A 16939-nucleotide genomic window follows, 5' to 3' on the forward strand; every position below is an offset into this window, starting at 1 on the left:
AGGGGCGCAGTAGGGTGTGGCCATGGTTGACCTGTTCGACGGCTACGGCGCCACGCTGCTGACGCGACACCGCAAGGGCGCCCATCCCTTCGACGAGATGTTCCCCGAGCCGAAGTCGAACGACCCGGTCGAGGCGCGCGCCGCCTACCGCGACATCTACAACGCCCTGGCGCAGATGACGCAGGAGGAGCTGCGTGGCCGCACCGACGCGCTGGCGTCGAGCTACCTGGCCCAGGGCGTGACGTTCGACTTCGCCGGCGAGGAGCGCCCGTTCCCGCTCGACGCGGTGCCGCGGGTGATCGAGCAGTCGGAGTGGGTCGACGTCGAGTCGGGCATCAAGCAGCGCGTGAAGGCGCTCGAGGCCTTCCTCGCCGACGTCTACAGCGAACAGCGCGCGGTGCGCGACCGCGTCATCCCGGCCGGGTTGATCTCGAGCTCGACGCACTTCCACCGCCAGGCCGCGGGCATCGTCTCGCCGAACAACGTGCGGATCCAGGTCTCCGGGATCGACCTCATCCGCGACGAGAACGGTGCCTGGCGCGTGCTCGAGGACAACGTGCGGGTGCCGAGCGGCGTCTCCTACGTGATCTCGAACCGACGTGTGATGGCGCAGACGTTGCCCGAGCTCTTCGTGTCGATGCGGGTGCGGCCCGTCGGCGACTATCCGAACAAGCTGCTCCAGGCGCTGCGCGCCTCCGCCCCCAAGAACGTCGACGACCCGACGGTCGTCGTGCTGACCCCGGGCGTCTACAACTCCGCCTACTTCGAGCACACGCTGCTCGCGCGCCTGATGGGCGTCGAGCTGGTCGAGGGCCGCGACCTGTTCTGCTCCGGCGGCCGGGTGTGGATGCGCACCACGGCCGGTCCCACCCGCGTCGACGTGATCTACCGACGGGTCGACGACGACTTCATCGATCCGCTGCAGTTCCGCGCCGACTCGATGCTGGGCTCGCCCGGCCTCCTCCTGGCCGCGCGCCTCGGCAACGTCACCATCGCCAACGCGGTGGGCAACGGCGTCGCCGACGACAAGCTCGTCTACACCTACATGCCCGACCTCATCCGCTACTACCTGGGCGAGGACCCGATCATCCCCAACGTCGACACCTGGCGGCTCGAGGATCCGGGTGCGCTCGAGGAGGTGCTCGACCGCCTCGACGAGCTCGTCGTGAAGCCCGTCGACGGGTCGGGCGGCAAGGGGCTCGTGGTGGGTCCGGACGCCTCGCCCAAGGAGCTCGAGACCCTGCGGAAGCGCCTCATCGCCGACCCGCGCGGCTGGATCGCCCAGCCCGTGGTGCAGCTGTCGACCATCCCCACCCTCGTCGAGGACGGGATGCGCCCCCGGCACGCCGACCTCCGTCCGTTCGCCGTGAACGACGGCGACGACATCTGGGTGCTCCCGGGCGGGCTCACCCGCGTGGCGCTGCCGGAGGGCCAGCTCGTCGTGAACAGCTCGCAGGGCGGCGGCTCGAAGGACACCTGGGTGGTCGGCCCCGAGCCGGACTTCCTCAGTCCCGCCCGCGACCACGACATCCAGGGCCTCGTCGCCGAGCAGGCCGCGGTGACGCAGGCCATCCCGATCATCGGGCACGACGTCGACCACAACCCCGAGGACCGCCCGCACACCGACCAGCAGCAACAGCAGCAGCAGGCCCGTTCCGCCACACCCTTGGCCTTCCGCCACGCGCATGCGGATGGCGAAAGGCCAGGAGCATGGCGAAACGGGGAGAAGGGGCAGGAGGGCGCGTGATGGCCATGCTCAGCCGCATCGCGGAGTCGCTGTTCTGGATCGGGCGGTACATCGAGCGCAGCGACGGCACCGCCCGCATCCTCGACGTGCACCTGCAGCTCCTGCTCGAGGACCCGTGGGTCGAGGAGGACCTCGCCTGCCGGTCGCTGCTCTCCGTCATGGGCAGCGAGGTGCCCGCCGACCAGGCGCTCACCCGCGCCGACGTCCTCGCGATCCTCGCGGTCGACCGCACGCATCCGGCGAGCATCGCGTACTCGCTGGGGGCCGCCCGCGAGAACGCGCGGCGCGCCCGCGAGATCGTCTCGACCGAGCTGTGGGAGTGCCTCAACACCACGCGGGCTCGGATGCCGCGCCGCATCGCGAGCGAGAAGACGCACGAGTTCTTCGGCTGGGTACGAGAGCGGGCGGCGCTCGCGGTCGGCATCGTCGAGTCGTCGGCCAGCCGTGATGAGGCGTGGCAGTTCTTCACCCTCGGCCGGAGCATCGAGCGCGCCGACATGACCGCGCGGCTGCTCGCCACACGCAGCCTCACCGAGGCGAGCGGCCCGTCGTGGACGACGATCCTCCGCTCCTGCGGCGCCTACGAGGCGTACCTCCGCACGTACCGCGGGGTGCCGAGCGCCCGCAACGCCGCCGAGTTCCTCCTGCTCGACCGGCTGTTCCCGCGCTCCATCCTGTACAGCGTCACCCGTGCCGAGCAGTGCCTCCGCGACCTGGGCCCGCGGACCGAGCGGGTGGGTGTCAGCGACAGCGCCCAGCGCCTGCTCGGACAGATCCGCAGCGAGCTGGAGTACACGCCGATCACCGACATCCTGCAGGACCTCCACCGGCACATGGACAGCGTGCAGGATGCGACGAGCGCGGCGAGCGAGGCGGTGCGGCAGCGCTACTTCCCGACCGGGGCGGCGCCGAGCTGGATCGGAGAGAGCGCATGAGACGGCTCAGGGTCCACCACAGGACGGGCTACCGCTACGAGGGCGAGGTGCAGGCGTCGTACAACGAGGCGCGGATGCTGCCCGCCTCGAGCGACGGCCAGTTCGTGCTGCACTCCCACCTCGACATCACCCCCGTGTCGTCGAACCACTCCTACGTCGACTACTGGGGCACCCGGGTCAGCGCGTTCGACGTGCTCACACCGCACCGCGAGCTGACGCTCTCCGCGACGAGCCTGGTCGAGGTGCGCCCGCGGCCGCACGAACCGCATCCGGTGGACTGGGAGCTGCTCGCCGACGTCGTCGGCACGGCCACGGTGTACGTCGAGCACTCGGAGCAGACGCGGTTCACCGACCCCGCGGGCGAGGTCCGCGAGCTCGCGGAGACGATCGCGGCGCGGCACGCCAGCCCCTGCGATGCGGCGCTCGAGATCTGCACCGAGATCGGCAAGCGGATGGAGTACGTGCAGGGCGTGACGGCCGTCACCTCGACGGCGAAGGACGCCTGGATCGACAAGCGCGGCGTCTGCCAGGACATCACCCACATCGCTCTGGGCGCGCTGCGCTCGGTGGGCATCCCGGCCCGGTACGTCTCCGGATACCTGCACCCGAAGCCGGATGCGGCGATCGGAGAGACTGTGGTCGGCGAGTCGCACGCCTGGGTGGAGTGGTTCTGCGGCGACTGGCGAGGCTTCGACCCGACGAACCTCATCGACATCGGCGACCGCCACGTCGTGGTGGGCCGCGGCCGCGACTACAACGACGTCGCGCCGCTGAGGGGCGTCTACGCGGGACCGTTCGGCTCGCAGCTGTTCGTGACGGTGGAGATCACCCGCGAGGCGTGAGGCCGGCCTCGTCGCCCCATCCCCTCACGGAGTGCACGACGGCGGTCTTCGGGTAGCTCCCGCCCGGCCCGCCGACCTCGAACAGGTCGACCATCAGCACCATCGGGTAGTCCGGCGCCTGGGGGATGCGGCGCAGCTCGACCCCGTCGAGCCCGAGGATCGTCTCGCCCTCACCCCACACGGCGGTCCAGGTGTGGCGGTCACTGGCGTCGACCTCGAGCGCGATCTCGGACATGTCGGTGGTCAGACGGTCGTCGCCGTGCGCCTTGACGCCGAGGCGGGCCGCCCAGCCGGAGGTGTCGGGGCGGGAGTCGATCTCGACGAGGCACACCTCGCCGCAGTCACGCGGGTCCTCGTGCTCGGTGCCGACGAGCCACGCCGCGACCATGCATCCGGGATCACGACTGGCGCCGAGGGTGATGTCGACACGGCCGGCTCGGGGCGCCCAGAGGAGGCGGGTCGGCACGGGGGTGCGGACGCCGAGCCCGTCGGGACGGTGGCGGTGGATACCTCTGGTGGAGCCGACCGGTCCGCTGAAGGACCCGGTCTGGAGGTTCGAGACACGCAGAGGCGCGTCCTCGGGCCGCCAGTCGGGCTGGTCGGCGTCGATCCGCAGGATCAGCCCGTCGGGTGAGGTCGACCAGCGCGCAGCGGCGCGGTCGGGGGTGGTCCAGTGCTCGAGGTAGCTCGCGATCCAGAGGTCCGGATCCGGCCCGGACACGAAGTCGTCGACGAGGTCGGGCTCGCGCGGGGGCGGAGAGGGCAGCGGCGCTGTCATGCGCCCATCATGCCCGCGCGGGCGGCGGACACGACGACGCCCTCCCGACCCGACCCGGAGGGGTCGCGTGGGAGGGCGTCGTGAAGGCGCGTCAGAGGACGCGGATGTTCGCGGCCTGCGGACCCTTGGGGCCCTGCTCGGTGTCGAACTCCACCTTCTGGTTCTCCTCGAGGCCCCGGTAGCCGGTGCCCTGGATCGCGCTGTAGTGCGCGAACACGTCGGCGGTGCCGTCGTCGGGCTGGATGAATCCGTAGCCCTTCTCGGAGTTGAACCACTTCACGGTTCCGATGGTCATGGATTCTTCCTTCTTTCTGCGGCCGGCCTCACTTCTGCGAGACCGAGTTCGGCGATGTGATCGCCGAGATCGTGGCGGGACGTGTGCCGTCTCGGCGGTGAAGCACGTCCCGAGGGTGGGGGAGGGGCGCTCAGCGAGCAGAGCGGAGGCCTCGTCGAGGGTCGCCGTCTGGCCCGCGGGGACGCCGTGGGAGTCGAACAGAGCGAAGCCCGGGCCGAAGGAGACGGCGTAGCCGGCGAACTCCTCGAGGAGGGTCGCGACGTGCACGTCGTCGTCCGCCTGGCGCCAATGGATTCGATCGGCCAGTGGATGGTCGGTGAGGGTGATGATGATGCCTTCTGGGGTCCGCGGCCCTCGTCGGTGGCGGACGCTGCCTGTCGGTGGCGGAACGGCGATCCATCGGAGATCGCACCACCAGACACGCTCCAGTCTACGTCATCGCCGCTGGTGCTCGGAAGAGCGCATTCCGTGACCCGCTCTCCCCGGGCTGCTAGCGTGAGCGCCATGCATGCGGTGGGGCCCGTCTGGCGCCGAGGTGAACCGGGTTACGCCGGCGCTCTAGGCGATCCGCAGTTCTCCGCTCTCGAGTCCGGGCTCGGTCCGGATGCGGTCGTGCGGGCGTCGGACGAGGCCGGCGTCGTGGAGGTGCTCAGGGCCGCCGCCGACTCCGGCGAGCGCGTCGCCGTGCGCAGCGGGGGCCACAGCTGGGCGGCGGCGGGCGTGCGCGACGACGGGGTGCTGCTCGACGTGGGAGGTCTCGATCACGCCCGGATCGACGCCGAGGGACTCCAGGCGCGCTTCGGGCCCGGGCTCCGGGGAGGTCGTCTCGCCGAGCTGCTCGTCGCCCACGGCACCGCGGCGCCCGCGGGACACTGCGGCACCCCGGGAGTGGGCGGCTATCTGCTGGGCGGTGGCCTCGGGCTCAACTGGGGCGACTGGCTGCCCGCCTGCTACTCGGTGACGAGGGTGCGCGCGGTGCTGGCCGACGGGTCGATCGTCGAGGGCTCGGCCGAGGCGGATCCCGACCTGCTCTGGCTCGCGCGGGGCGCGGGCCCCGGCTTCCCCGGCGTGGTCACGGAGTTCGACCTCGCCCTCCGACCGCTGCCCTCCTGCATCCGCGTGTCGTCGTGGCGGTACGACCTGTCGTCGCTCGACGCCGTGGGGGAGTGGCTGACGCGTGCGTCGGACGAGCTGCCGAGGAACGTCGAGCTCCCGGTCGTCCTCGGTCATGTACCGGCCGCGGACGCGGATCCGGCGACCTCCGGCTCACGACGAGCGGTGGTGGGGGTGACGGCGATCGCCTACGCGCACGACGACGAGGGGGCGGCCTCCGCCGTGGCTCCGCTCGCCGCGGCGCCGGCCGCCGCGAGCGAGGAGGTGCACGCCGTGCCCGTCGCGTTCGACGCGCTGCACGAGGCCGTCGACGCCACGTATCCGCCGGGCCGGCGCTACCTGGCCGACACGTTCTGGACCCCGCTCGACCTCGCGGCCACGCTCGAGCGGCTCGCTCCCCTGATCGAGGCGGCGCCCTCCGACGAGTCGTACCTCCTCGTATCGATGCCGGCCCACGGCGCAGGCGCCACCCTCCTCCCCGAGGGAGTCTCCGCCTACTCGCTGCACGACCGCACCCTCGTGATCGCCTACGCGATCTGGCGCGACCCCGCCGACGACGAGGCGAACAGGCAGTGGATCGACGCCGTCGCCGACACGATGGCCCCGGTCTGCAGCGGGCACTTCCTGAGCGAGGCCGACATCCGCCGCCATCCGGAGCGGGCCGAGCGCTCGTTCTCCCCGGACGCCTGGGCGCGGCTGGGGGAGCTCCGCTCCCACTACGACCCCGAGGGTCGATTCCACTCCTGGTTCACCTGAGCCCTGCGCGCCCCGCCGAAACATGCGCGGACGCGGATCAGCGGAGGGGGGAGCCCGCGACGTCGAAGCGGAAGCCGCCGAAGTCGCCCGTGAGGAGCGGCATCGCCTCGGCGATGGCCGCCTTCACGCTCGGCAGCTGCAGGGAGGCGCGGTGGGCCTCGGCGCTCGTCCAGAGCTCGGCGACGAAGACGACGTCGGGCTGCTCGTCGTTCGTGCCGACCTCGTAGAGGAGGCAACCGGCGCGACGCAGCTCGTCGGACGAGCGGGTGAGCAGGGCGACCACCTCGTCGCGGCGCCCGGGCTGGGCGGTGAGCGTGCCGACGTTGGCGAACGAGGGCGTGGGGGCCGCGCCCTCGCGGGGGCCGGCGTAGCCGCGCTCCGCGGCGCTGCGCTCGACGCAGAACTCGTTGCCCTCGGGGTCGGTCATGACGACCCACCCCGTCCCGTCGGGGCGCCGGTGGTCGGCGACCTGGGTGGCGCCGAGCGCGGTGAGGCGCTCGACCTCCTCGTCGCGGGAGCGATCGGTGGGCTGGATGTCGACGTGCACCCGGTTCTTCACCGTCTTGGTCTCGGGCACGTCGATGAACAGCAGCGTGGCCGATCCGTCCGGAGCGAGCAGCGCCGCCTCCGGCTCACCGGGCTCGGAGTCGAGGTGGTAGCCGGTGACCTCCTGCCAGAACCCGGCGACGGAGGGGGCGGAGACGGAGTCGACGGTGATGTTCCGGATGCGCGAGGTCATGCCCCGACGCTACCGCGCCCCGGCGACAGCCTGCGCGGTCGGGCGAGCAGGACGGCGAACGGCACGGCCGCGACGAGCAGCAGCGCACCCAGCAGGAGGACGCCGGCACCCGGATCGAGCACGTCGGCGACGAGGAAGACGACCGCGGGGCCGAGCGCCGCGCCGGCGTCCCCGGCGGTGCGCGTGACCCCGACCATCACGCCCACCCTCTCCGGTGGGAACCGCTCGGCGGTCACCACTCCGGGCACGATCCCGAGGATGCTCGAGCCGATGCTCACCGCCACGACCGAGGCCGCGAACCACCACTCCGAGGTCGACGCCACCCCGATGAGGCCCAGCGCGGCGAGAGCGGCCGACGCGAGCACGGGCACCGCCCGCGCCCCAGAGTCGAGCCAGCGGCCGACCAGCGGGAGGACGATGAGGCTCGCGGCCGTCCCCGCCGCCAGCGCCGCTCCCAGCCCGAGCGGATCGAGCCCGCCCGGCCCGTAGGCGAGCACGGGGATGAGGCCCTGCTCCCCGGCGAACCGTGCGACGAACAGCGCGAACGTCACGGCGATGAGGCCGACGACGAGCGCGCCCGGAGCCGACCGTCCCCGGGCGGGGCCCGGAGCGCCGGCCGCGTCCCGCGCGTCGCGAACCGGCTCCGGCGCGCTCGCCACGGGCCGTGCCCAGTACGCGCCCGCCGGCCGGGCGAGGTCCCACAGCAGCACGAGGAGCAGCGGCACCGCGGCCACGGGGAAGACGAGCCCCGCGCCCAGGAGCTGCAGGACGGCCCCGCCGAGCAGCGAGCCCAGGTCGGCGGCCGACAGCTGGACGACAGTGGCGAGAGAGACGACGCGACCCCGCGCATCCGCGGGCGCGCCCCTCAGCAGCACGGCGAAGCAGGCGGTGACCGTCGCCCCGCCGAGCACCCCGGTCGCGGTGCGCAGCACGATCAGCCAGACGGCATCGTGGGCGAGCGCGGTGGAGGCCGTGACCGCGGCGAGCCCGAGCGCGCTCACCCGCACGACCGTGCGCGCGGGCAGCCGCCCGACCAGGATGCCCGCGGGAAGGTTCCCGAGGATGCGGCCGACACCGAACGCGGCCAGCACCACCCCGAGGAGCGCCACGCCGATGCCGTAGGAGTCGGCGAACAGCGGCAGCACCGGCACCACGACGCCCCAGGTCATCTGCGCCGCGCCGATGAGGGCGCAGACGACCAGGGTCTGCTCGAGGGACGGGATGTCCGCCGAGCGCAGGCGGAGACGACTCACACCGCGAGGTTCTCGCGGAGCGTGCGTCCCGGATAGGCCGGGGCGAGGGCACCCCGTCGCCGCAGCTCGGGCACGAGCAGCTCGGAGAGGTCGGCGAACCCGCGCGGCGCCGCGAGCGGGCTCGAGAACATGTAGCCCCCGCGCCCGCCGATCGCGGCGAAGTCCTCCTCGAGCAGGTCCGCCACCTGTTCTGCGCTGCCGCAGAGGGTGTGGTCGAGTCCTGTCGCGTGCCGCCATCCGTGCTCGAACAGCTCGTCCCTGGTGAGCACGGCATCCGAGCCCAGCTCGGCGACGAGGGCGCCGACGAACCCGCCCTGAGCGCCCTGCCCGGCTCGGACGGCCTCGACCAGCTCGCCGGCGGTGAACCGGAACGGGAGCGTCGCGAAGTCGAAGCCCACGTTGTGCGAGAGGAAGGCGCCCACCGCCTCCGGATCCCAGAAGGCGGCGACCTCGTCCCGGAGCTCGGCCGCCTCGCGGGAGGTGCGGGCGACGATCGCCTGGGTGGCCCAGAGGATCCCGACCGTCGAGGCATCGCGTCCCGCCCGCTCGAGCGCGGCATCGAGAGCCGCGCGGTGCCGGCGCTTCCCCTCGAGGCCGCCGAAGCCGAACACCAGCTCGACGAACTCGGCGGAGGTCTCGATGCCCTTGGGCGAGTTGCCCGCCTGCACGAGCAGTGGACTGCCCTGCGGGCTCGGCATGCTCGAGAGCGGCCCCTTGACGCGGAAATGCGTGCCGACGTGGTCGATCGGATGGATCAGCGCCGGGTCCGCGAAGCGGCCCGTCGCCCGGTCGGCGATGATCGCCTCCGCGGGCACGGAGGCCCAGAGCGCGCGGCACACCCGCATGAACTCGCCCAGGCGGTCGTAGCGCTCGTCGTGGTCCATCCGCTCGGCGAAGCCGTAGTTCGCCGCATCCGCCCCGCGCGCGGAGGCGACCACGTTGAAGGCGATCCGCCCGCCCGTGACGTGATCGAGCGAGTTGAGCAGCCGCGCCACCGTGAAGGGGTGGTGGTAGGTGGACGAGTAGGTGAGCCCGAAGCCGATCCGCGAGGTCACCGCCGCCATCGAGGCCACCATCGGACCCATGTCCTGGCGCGGCCACTGGATGCCCCACTCGAGCGCCGCGTCCATCGAGCCGCGCCAGGTGTCGGGGATGCCGCTGCCGTCGCCGAAGAACAGCATGCCGACACCCGCGCGCTCGGCGGTGCGGGCTATCTCCTGATAGATCCGGACGTCGGGGAACGGGGCGCCCACCCAGGACCCGGGCAGCGCCCACCGACCCTCCGTGTGGGCGAAGGAGAGGTCGAAAGCGGTGTGCATCCCGCTCATCGGGCCACCTCCGATCGCTCCCAGAGCTCGGTCAGCGCCGAGGCCGGCATCACCTCGGCGGCGTTGAGCGCGAGGGTCTCGAGGGCCGACCGGTGCAGCTCGGCGGTGTACGCCGCGGTCGCGTCGCCGACCACCACGGCCGGCAGGTCGTGCTGCGCGGCGTCGAAGGCGGTGGCGAGGATGCAGCACTCCGTCGTGAGACCGGCGATCGCGACCCAGCCCGCGCCCAGCGCATCCAGCGTGGCGGCCAGCTCCGTCCCGGCGAAGCCGCTGTAGAAGCGCTTCCGGATGCGGGCCTCCCCGGGAGCGGGGGAGAGTCGCCACCACTCGGCGCCCGGTGAGCCGACGACGCACGGGAACCCGTCGGTGGGGGCGTCCGGTGACCCGGTCTGGAGCCAGGCGCTCGAGCGCCAGGGATGCGCCGGGTCGTAGGCCAGCTCGATCCAGACCACGGCGACACCCGACCGGCGAGCGTCCTCGACGAGCGCCGCGGTCGTGGTCACCGCCGCGTCGACCGCGGCCAGGCCCTCCGCCGAGACGCCCCAGCCGGCCAGCGTGTCCGGATCGGCGAAGTCGCGCTGCACGTCGACGACGAGGAGCGCAGGACGTCCGGCGTCGACGAGCGCCGATCGTCGCGACTCGGCGAGCGCGTTCACGCGGTCACCCCGTCGAGCCGACGCAGGGCGGGCAGCACCGCCTCGCCGAAGAGCGGCATGTCGGCGAGGTAGTCGGGGAAGATCAGCATCAGCCCGTCGAGGTCGGCGGTCTCGACGACGGTCGCGATGTGGTCGGCCACCCGCTCGGGCGATCCGGTCACGTAGACCGTCTGGAAGGCCTGCTCCCCGTCCGCGCCCTCCGCCCAGGCCAGGGCGCGCTCCTCCGGCATGCCCCAGGAGCGCCGCATGTTCGCCAGCGCGACGCGGTCGAGACCGCGCCCGTACTCCTCGGCGCGGCGAGCGGCCTCGGCATCGGTCTTGCCGAGCACGACGGTCAGCATCGAGTAGGTGCGGACGGTGCGTCCGGCCGCGGCCCCGCGCTCGTGCACGTCCTGCGACGAGGCGCGCATGTCCTCGAGGGTGTCGGCGCCGAGGAACGCGCCGTCGGCGTACTGCGCCTGGTAGGCGCGGCCGGCGGCCGACGTCCCGGCGCTGATGATCTCGGGCAGCGGCGTCGGATGCGGGCGGGACTGGCAGTCCGTGAGGGTGAAGAACTCGCCGGCGTGTGTGACTGAGTCCTCCGTCCACAGCCGCCGGACGAGGTCGGTCCACTCCGCCGTCATCCGGTAGCGCTCCTCCTTCGTCATCGACGCGTCCCAGATGCCCATCTGCTCGAACTCGTCGGCGTAGGAGCCGTTCACCACGTTCATCCCGGCCCGGCCGCCGCTGATCTGCTGGAGCGTCGTGAAGACCTTGGCCGCGAAGGCGGGGTTCTGCATGTTCGCGTGGATGGTGGCCCACACCTTCACACGCTCCGTGGCCTCGGCGATGCCCGCCATCATGGTCATCGACTCGATGGTCGCGCCCCAGTGGTCGGTCTCGCCCCCGAAGCCCCGCCACTTCGACATCGCCATCACGAAGTCGAGACCGATGTCCTCGGCGAGTCGGGCGATCCGCTTGTTGTGGTCGTAGTCCGCGGGCGGATACGGCGCCGTCGTCGAGATGAGCCAGCCGCCCGCGGCATTGGGCAGGAAGACCCCGTACTCGCGGGCTCCGCGGTCGGGTCGGTCGGTCGTCATGGTGGTCCTCCGATCAGGGCGCGCCGGCACCACGCCGACGGCCGGGACGGAGAGCGTGCGACACGAACCGACGGTGGTGTCGCGGAGGTCCTATCCGTCACCGATGCTAGCCATCGCCCGTTACGGGCGGGTTACGTCCGCCGCGCCCGCCGGGGCGGGGCAGCCGGCGCGGAGCTCGCGGAGATCGCCGCCGTCCGCGACGACGAAGACCGTGACGCCGAGGTCGGCCGCGGCGGAGGGCAGCCACCCCCGGCCCTCGAGGAACGAGGCGACGGTCGCGCTCACGCACAGCACGGGGCGAGCCCCGACGGCGACGCAGCGGCACACCCAGACCAGCTTGAAGAGGTCGGCCGCGACCTTGTTCCGGAGCGCCGACCGGACGGCGCCGCCGTTCAGGACGAACTGCACGACGACGGTCCTCTCCGGGTCGGCGCCCTCCACCTCGACCGAGGTGCCGTCGCCGGTGGCGAGCCGGGTCGACCTCAGCTCGACCCCGAGCATCCGCCCGAGCGCCGCCGCGGCGACGGCCTCGGGACTGTCGGGGCCGAAGCGCTCGATGGGGGTCGAGGTGATCAGGGCTCGCTCCGTCCGGTCAGTGCATGATCATGCCACCGGTGACGTTGACCGCCTGTCCGGTGAGGTAGGCGCCGTCGTCGGAGGCGAGGAACAGGGCGAGCCCGGCGACGTCATCCGGCGTGCCGAGCCTGCCGAGCGGGGAGTAGCTCGACCACAGGTCGACCTGCTCCTGGGTGCGGGTCGCGGCGCCCATCTCGGTGAGCACGTACCCGGGGCAGAGCGCGTTGGCTCGGATGCGGTGCTCGCCCAGCTCGAGGGCGGTCACGCGGGTGAGGGCGATGACGGCGGACTTCGACGCCGCGTACGCGACCTGTCCTGCCCCGCCGGCCTTGCCCGCCATCGACGCGAGGTTGACGATCGCCCCGCCGTCGCCGGCCTCGATCATGGCCTGCGCAGCGACCTGGGTGGTCAGGAGCATCGAGCGGGAGTTGACGGCCAAGACCTCGTCCCACTGCTCCGGCGTGGTCTCCATCACCGAGCCGAACCGCAGGATCCCCGCGTTGTTCACGAGCACGTCGATGCCGCCGAGCGTCTCGATCGCCTCGGTCATGGCGGCTCGGGCGCTCGCGACGTCGGTGAGGTCCGCTTCGACGAAGCGCGCCCCGATCGCGGCGGCGTGGGCTGCCCCGGGGTCGCGCAGGAGGTCGAGCACGACGACGTCGGCTCCCTCCGCGGCGAACCGCTCCGCGATGCGCGCGCCGATGCCTCGGGCGGCGCCCGTGACGACGACCCTCCGTCCCCCGAACCGCCTGGTGACCACCTCGTCGCTCGTGTCCACGGGCCTCCCTCCGCCAGCAGGGGCGGTCGCTCGACCGCCCGCGGCACCAGGATGTCAGCGCGGGAAGCGGTGGCGCGGCGCATCCGCCAACCTTTTACACGGCCGTAATAAAACGATTTAGATCGAGGTCTCCGGCGTTGCTAGTGTTCCGGTCACACGCTGACTCGCAGCACCATCCGGGTACGCAGGCTCCACCACTCCACACCAGTCAGCCGGACTCCCGGCGCCTCTTGGAAGGTTCAGCATGTCTCCTGCTCCGCGCTCCACGAAGAGATCCGTCCTCGCTCTCACCGCCGCCTCGGCGGCCGCACTCCTCCTGCTCGCCGGCTGCTCCAGCTCGTCGGCCGACACGCCTCCCGCGACCGCCGGCGGCAGCGACCTCATCAGCGCCGAGCGCTGCGCCGAGAACCAGGCCGCGGGTCCGATCACGTTCCTCACCTCCTTCGGCTTCGTCGCGTCGGCGGGACTCCTGGACGTCGTCACCGCCGCGGACAAGGGCTTCTTCAAGGATCTCTGCCTCGACGTCACGCTCGAGCCGGGCTCCAACAACACCCAGCTCGTCAGCGCCGGCACCGCCCAGTTCGCCGGCGTCGGCAGCCCGTCCGACGTGCTCGTCGCGATCGACAACGGCGCCGACGTCTCCGGCATCGCCACCTACGGCAACACGGTCGCGATCACGCTGATGACGATGGCGGACGGCGACGTGAAGTCGCTGTCCGACCTCGCCGGGAAGACCGTCGGCTACAAGGGCGCCATCCCGCCGCAGATCTCCGCGATGATCGCCGAGGAGGGCGTCGACCCCACGAGCATCAACTGGGTCAACGTGGGCTACGACCCCACGATCCTGCCGCAGGGCCAGGTGCAGGCGCTCACCGGGTACAAGTCGAACGAGCCGCTCGCGCTGAAGGCCCAGGGCTACGACGTCAAGGAATGGGACCCGGCGGACTACGGCGTGAAGTCGGCGTTCAACACCCAGATCGTCAACAACACCTTCGCGGAGGAGCACCCGACGGCCGTGGAGGACTTCCTCCGAGCCAGCCTCCACGCCTACGACTGGATCAACGAGTCGGACGCGAACCTCGACGAGGCGCTCGGGTACGCCGAGAAGCGGTCCGAGTCCGGGTTCGACAAGGAGGCGAGCCTCGCCCGCTGGCAGACCGAGGTGTCGCTCATCGACGAGAGCCAGCCGGCCGACCTGCCGATCGGCGGCGAGAACGCTGCGCAGTGGCAGCCCGAGGCCGACATGCTGCTCGAGTACGGCCTGATCAAGCAGAAGGCCGACGTCGACGCGGCCATCGACGACAGCTTCGTCCAGAAGATCTACGACGGGAACGACCTCATCTGGCCGGCTCCGTGATCGCCTGGGTCCAGACCGGCTTCGGCGGACCGGAGGTGCGGCGGCTGATCGAGGTCGCCGCACCCTCCCCGGCCGCCGACGAGGTGGTCGTGCGCGTCCTCGCGGTCGCGCTCAACCGGCTCGACGTGCTCCAGCGCCACGAGCCCGTGGTGGCGGGCATGGCGGTGCCGCACGTGGCGGGGATGGACCTCGTGGGCGAGGTGGTCTCCGCCGGCTCGGCGGAGGGCGAGGCGCTCGTCGGCTCCGTGGTGCTCGTCGATCCCGTGGTGAGCTGCGGGCGGTGCGAGCTGTGCCTCGCCGACACCCCCACCTACTGCGCCAGGTTCCAGACCATCGGCTCGACCCGCGACGGCGGGATGGCGGAGTCCGTCGTCGTGCCGGCTCGCAACTGCACGGTCGTCCGGGTGGCGCCCGACGACACGGAGCGGCTCACCGAGCTCGCCGCCGTGCCGGTGGCCAGCGTGACGGCCTGGCGCGGTCTGCTGAGCGCGGGGCGGCTGCAGGCGGGCGAGACCGTCGTCATCCCGGGCGCGGGGTCGGGACTCGGCGCGGCGGGCGTCCAGATCGCCCTGCGGAAGGGCGCCGAGGTGTTCACGCTCGTGTCCGGCGAGCGGAAGCGGCGCCTCGCCGAGGCGAGCGGGGCGCAGCACGTCATCGACCGGACGGCGACGCCGGACTGGGTCGCCGAGGTGCAGGCCCTGACCGACGGGCGCGGCGTCGACCTCGTGTGGGACCACGTGGGCGGGCGGTTCCTCGGACAGGCCCTCCGCGCCACGCGTGCGGGTGGTCGTGTGGTGCTCTCGGGCACCACCGACGGGCTCGACACCCAGCTCCACCTGCCCGACCTCTATCAACCGGGACGCAGCATCATCGGGCACGGCAGCTACGGCCGCGCCGACATGGCCGCCGCCATGGCCGCGTTCTCCGACGGCGAGCTCTCCGTGGTGATCGACAGCGTGTGGCCGTTCGACCGGCTGCCCGAGGCCGAGGCCAAGCTCGAGTCGAACGACTTCTTCGGGAAGATCGTCGTGCTCGGGCCCACCGTCCGCACCGAGACCGGTGCCTCCGACGACAGGAAGCGAGCAGCATGACCGAGACCATGGCCCCGGCCACCGCGACGTCGACCATCGAGTTGACCGGCGTCGGCCGCACCTACACGCGCGGGAAGAAGACCGTGCAGGCGCTCACCGGCGTCGACCTCACCATCCGGCAGGGCGAGTTCATCACGCTCTTCGGCCCCTCGGGATGCGGCAAGTCGACGCTCCTGCGGCTGATCGCCGGCCTCGACACCCAGACCACCGGCGATATCTCGGTCTTCGGGACGACGCCGAAGCAGGCGTCCGGACGCAAGGACATCGCGTGGATCCCGCAGTCCTCGGCGCTCCTGCCGTGGCTCGACATCAAGCGGAACGCGTCGCTGTCCTCGGTGATCAACAAGCGGGCCGACCGCAGCGGGGCCACGACACGGAAGCCCGAGGACGCCGTCGACATCCTCAACGAGATCGGGCTCGCGGACTTCCTCGAGTCGCGTCCGGAGCAGCTCTCCGGCGGCATGAGGCAGCGCGCCTCCATCGCCCGCGGCTTCGCGCAGGGGGCGCCGCTGATGCTCATGGACGAGCCGTTCTCGGCGCTCGACGAGCTCACCCGCGACACCCTCCGCCTGCGTCTGCTGGAGCTGTGGGACCGCCACAAGAAGACCATCGTCTTCGTCACCCACTCCGCTCAGGAGGCCGTGCTGCTCTCCGACCGGGTCGTGGTGATGAGCCCGCGGCCCGGGCGCATCCGCCAGGTCGTCGACATCGACTTCCCCCGGCCGCGGTCGTGGGAGCTGGTGGAGACCCCGGAGTTCGTGGCCAAGGTAGCCGAGGTGAAGCAGATCCTCTGGAGCGCATGGGAGGGCGACGAATGATCGGCGTCGATGCACTGACCACGATGCGGCGCGGGCGCCGCCGGATGTCGTCGAGGACGAGCGGGGTGGTGCTCTCCATCGTGGCGCCGCTCGTGCTCTTCGTGCTGCTCGCGGTGCTCTGGCAGTGGGCTGCAGCCACCTTCAAGAGCGTGCTCCCGCCCATCCAGGACATCGTGATGGACATCGCGGACCGACCCGACTTCTACCTCACGAACCTCGGGGTGACGGTCGAGGCGGCGCTGCTGGGCTTCGCCATCGGCGTCGGCGCGGCGCTGCTGCTGGGTGCCGCGATCGTGCACTTCACGTTCCTGCGCTCGGCGATCATGCCCGTCGCCCTGCTGCTGAACGTCACCCCGATCGTCGCCATCGCCCCGGCGCTCGTGGTCGCCTTCGGCTTCAACCAGATCCCGCACATCATCGTGGCGGCGCTCAGCGCGTTCTTCCCCACCCTGATCAACTCGATCACCGGGCTCCGGGCGATCGACCCGCAGGCGCTCGAGGTGTTCGACGCGATGGCCGCGAACCGGCGGGAGATCTTCTTCCGGCTCCGGGTGCCGGCGAGCCTGCCGTTCCTGTTCGCCGGGGCGCGGCTGTCGGTGACGGCGGCCATGGTCGGTGCCGTCGTGTCGGAGTTCACCGGGTCCAGCAAGGGGATCGGGGCGGTCATCGTGATGGCCACGACCTACCTCAACCTGCCGCAGATGTGGGCCGCGATCTTCTTCTCGGCGATCACCACGCTCATCCTGCTCGGCCTGGTCGGCCTCGCCGAGCGGCTCATCGTGCGCTGGTAGCCTGAGC

At 72.0% G+C, this 16939-nt stretch carries 16 protein-coding genes and 2 pseudogenes; 8 read left to right on the plus strand and 10 right to left on the minus strand.

Annotated elements, in window-relative coordinates; genetic code table 11:
- Positions 1–22: 22 nt before the first annotated feature.
- Genes IEX69_RS13755 through IEX69_RS13765 form a run of 3 tightly spaced genes read left to right on the plus strand, consistent with a single transcriptional unit; the run spans position 23 to position 3524 of the window.
- Positions 23–1747, plus strand: a complete 1725-nt coding sequence (locus tag IEX69_RS13755; protein ID WP_085017881.1) for a circularly permuted type 2 ATP-grasp protein — start codon at positions 23–25, stop codon at positions 1745–1747.
- Positions 1748–1752: 5 nt separating this feature from the next.
- Positions 1753–2682 (plus strand): alpha-E domain-containing protein, encoded by a 930-nt coding sequence (locus tag IEX69_RS13760; RefSeq protein ID WP_085021269.1) that lies wholly within the window; start codon positions 1753–1755, stop codon positions 2680–2682.
- A complete protein-coding gene (locus tag IEX69_RS13765) occupies positions 2679–3524 on the plus strand; it encodes a transglutaminase family protein (RefSeq protein WP_085017882.1) in 846 nt (281 codons plus the stop codon). The genes IEX69_RS13760 and IEX69_RS13765 overlap by 4 nt, the downstream gene beginning before the upstream one ends.
- On the opposite strand, the gene IEX69_RS13770 is transcribed toward IEX69_RS13765, so the two are convergent.
- Both IEX69_RS13770 and IEX69_RS13775 read right to left on the minus strand, forming a co-directional pair.
- Positions 3508–4302 (minus strand): hypothetical protein, encoded by a 795-nt coding sequence (locus tag IEX69_RS13770; RefSeq protein WP_085017883.1) that lies wholly within the window; start codon positions 4300–4302, stop codon positions 3508–3510. The genes IEX69_RS13765 and IEX69_RS13770 overlap by 17 nt on opposite strands.
- 91 nt (positions 4303–4393) lie before the next feature.
- Positions 4394–4597 carry a cold-shock protein gene (locus tag IEX69_RS13775; protein ID WP_085021270.1) on the minus strand — a complete coding sequence of 68 codons (204 nt, stop codon included), beginning with the start codon at positions 4595–4597 and terminating at the stop codon, positions 4394–4396.
- 504 nt (positions 4598–5101) lie between these two features.
- On the opposite strand from IEX69_RS13775, the gene IEX69_RS13780 reads away from it, so the two are divergent.
- Entirely contained in the window at positions 5102–6466 is a 1365-nt protein-coding gene (locus tag IEX69_RS13780) for an FAD-binding oxidoreductase (RefSeq protein WP_174604371.1), read from the plus strand.
- 37 nt (positions 6467–6503) lie between these two features.
- On the opposite strand, the pseudogene IEX69_RS20955 reads toward IEX69_RS13780, so the two are convergent.
- The 8 genes and pseudogenes from IEX69_RS20955 to IEX69_RS13815 all read right to left on the minus strand — a co-directional run.
- Positions 6504–6800 (minus strand): annotated as a pseudogene (locus tag IEX69_RS20955) (putative quinol monooxygenase); the annotation flags it as partial.
- 72 nt (positions 6801–6872) lie between these two features.
- A pseudogene (locus tag IEX69_RS20960) lies at positions 6873–7205 on the minus strand (VOC family protein); the annotation flags it as partial.
- Entirely contained in the window at positions 7202–8458 is a 1257-nt protein-coding gene (locus IEX69_RS13790; protein WP_085017885.1) for an MFS transporter, read from the minus strand. The gene IEX69_RS13790 and the pseudogene IEX69_RS20960, both read right to left, overlap by 4 nt.
- Positions 8455–9786, minus strand: coding sequence for an NtaA/DmoA family FMN-dependent monooxygenase (locus tag IEX69_RS13795; protein WP_085017886.1), 1332 nt, complete (start codon positions 9784–9786; stop codon positions 8455–8457). The genes IEX69_RS13790 and IEX69_RS13795 overlap by 4 nt, the downstream gene beginning before the upstream one ends.
- Positions 9783–10442 carry a cysteine hydrolase family protein gene (locus IEX69_RS13800; RefSeq protein WP_085017887.1) on the minus strand — a complete coding sequence of 220 codons (660 nt, stop codon included), beginning with the start codon at positions 10440–10442 and terminating at the stop codon, positions 9783–9785. The genes IEX69_RS13795 and IEX69_RS13800 overlap by 4 nt, the downstream gene beginning before the upstream one ends.
- Positions 10439–11521, minus strand: a complete 1083-nt coding sequence (locus IEX69_RS13805) for an LLM class flavin-dependent oxidoreductase (RefSeq protein ID WP_085017888.1) — start codon at positions 11519–11521, stop codon at positions 10439–10441. Before IEX69_RS13805 ends, IEX69_RS13800 begins: the two co-directional genes overlap by 4 nt.
- 120 nt (positions 11522–11641) lie before the next feature.
- Complete coding sequence (locus IEX69_RS13810; RefSeq protein ID WP_085017889.1) at positions 11642–12022, minus strand: hypothetical protein; 381 nt, start codon at positions 12020–12022, stop codon at positions 11642–11644.
- A gap of 91 nt (positions 12023–12113) precedes the next feature.
- Positions 12114–12875 carry an SDR family NAD(P)-dependent oxidoreductase gene (locus IEX69_RS13815; protein ID WP_229756367.1) on the minus strand — a complete coding sequence of 254 codons (762 nt, stop codon included), beginning with the start codon at positions 12873–12875 and terminating at the stop codon, positions 12114–12116.
- Positions 12876–13119: 244 nt separating this feature from the next.
- On the opposite strand from IEX69_RS13815, the gene IEX69_RS13820 reads away from it, so the two are divergent.
- The 4 genes from IEX69_RS13820 to IEX69_RS13835 are packed head-to-tail and all read left to right on the plus strand — an operon-like array spanning position 13120 to position 16932.
- Positions 13120–14232, plus strand: coding sequence for an ABC transporter substrate-binding protein (locus tag IEX69_RS13820; protein WP_085017890.1), 1113 nt, complete (start codon positions 13120–13122; stop codon positions 14230–14232).
- Positions 14229–15323, plus strand: a complete 1095-nt coding sequence (locus IEX69_RS13825) for a zinc-binding dehydrogenase (protein ID WP_174604372.1) — start codon at positions 14229–14231, stop codon at positions 15321–15323. The genes IEX69_RS13820 and IEX69_RS13825 overlap by 4 nt, the downstream gene beginning before the upstream one ends.
- Positions 15320–16141: an ABC transporter ATP-binding protein gene (locus IEX69_RS13830; protein WP_217348653.1), complete on the plus strand. Its 822-nt coding sequence runs from the start codon at positions 15320–15322 to the stop codon at positions 16139–16141. Before IEX69_RS13825 ends, IEX69_RS13830 begins: the two co-directional genes overlap by 4 nt.
- Complete coding sequence (locus IEX69_RS13835; protein WP_217348654.1) at positions 16138–16932, plus strand: ABC transporter permease; 795 nt, start codon at positions 16138–16140, stop codon at positions 16930–16932. The genes IEX69_RS13830 and IEX69_RS13835 overlap by 4 nt, the downstream gene beginning before the upstream one ends.
- Positions 16933–16939 lie beyond the last annotated feature (7 nt).

This window comes from Cnuibacter physcomitrellae, assembly GCF_014640535.1.
In the GTDB taxonomy this organism is placed as follows: Bacteria; Actinomycetota; Actinomycetes; order Actinomycetales; family Microbacteriaceae; genus Cnuibacter; species Cnuibacter physcomitrellae.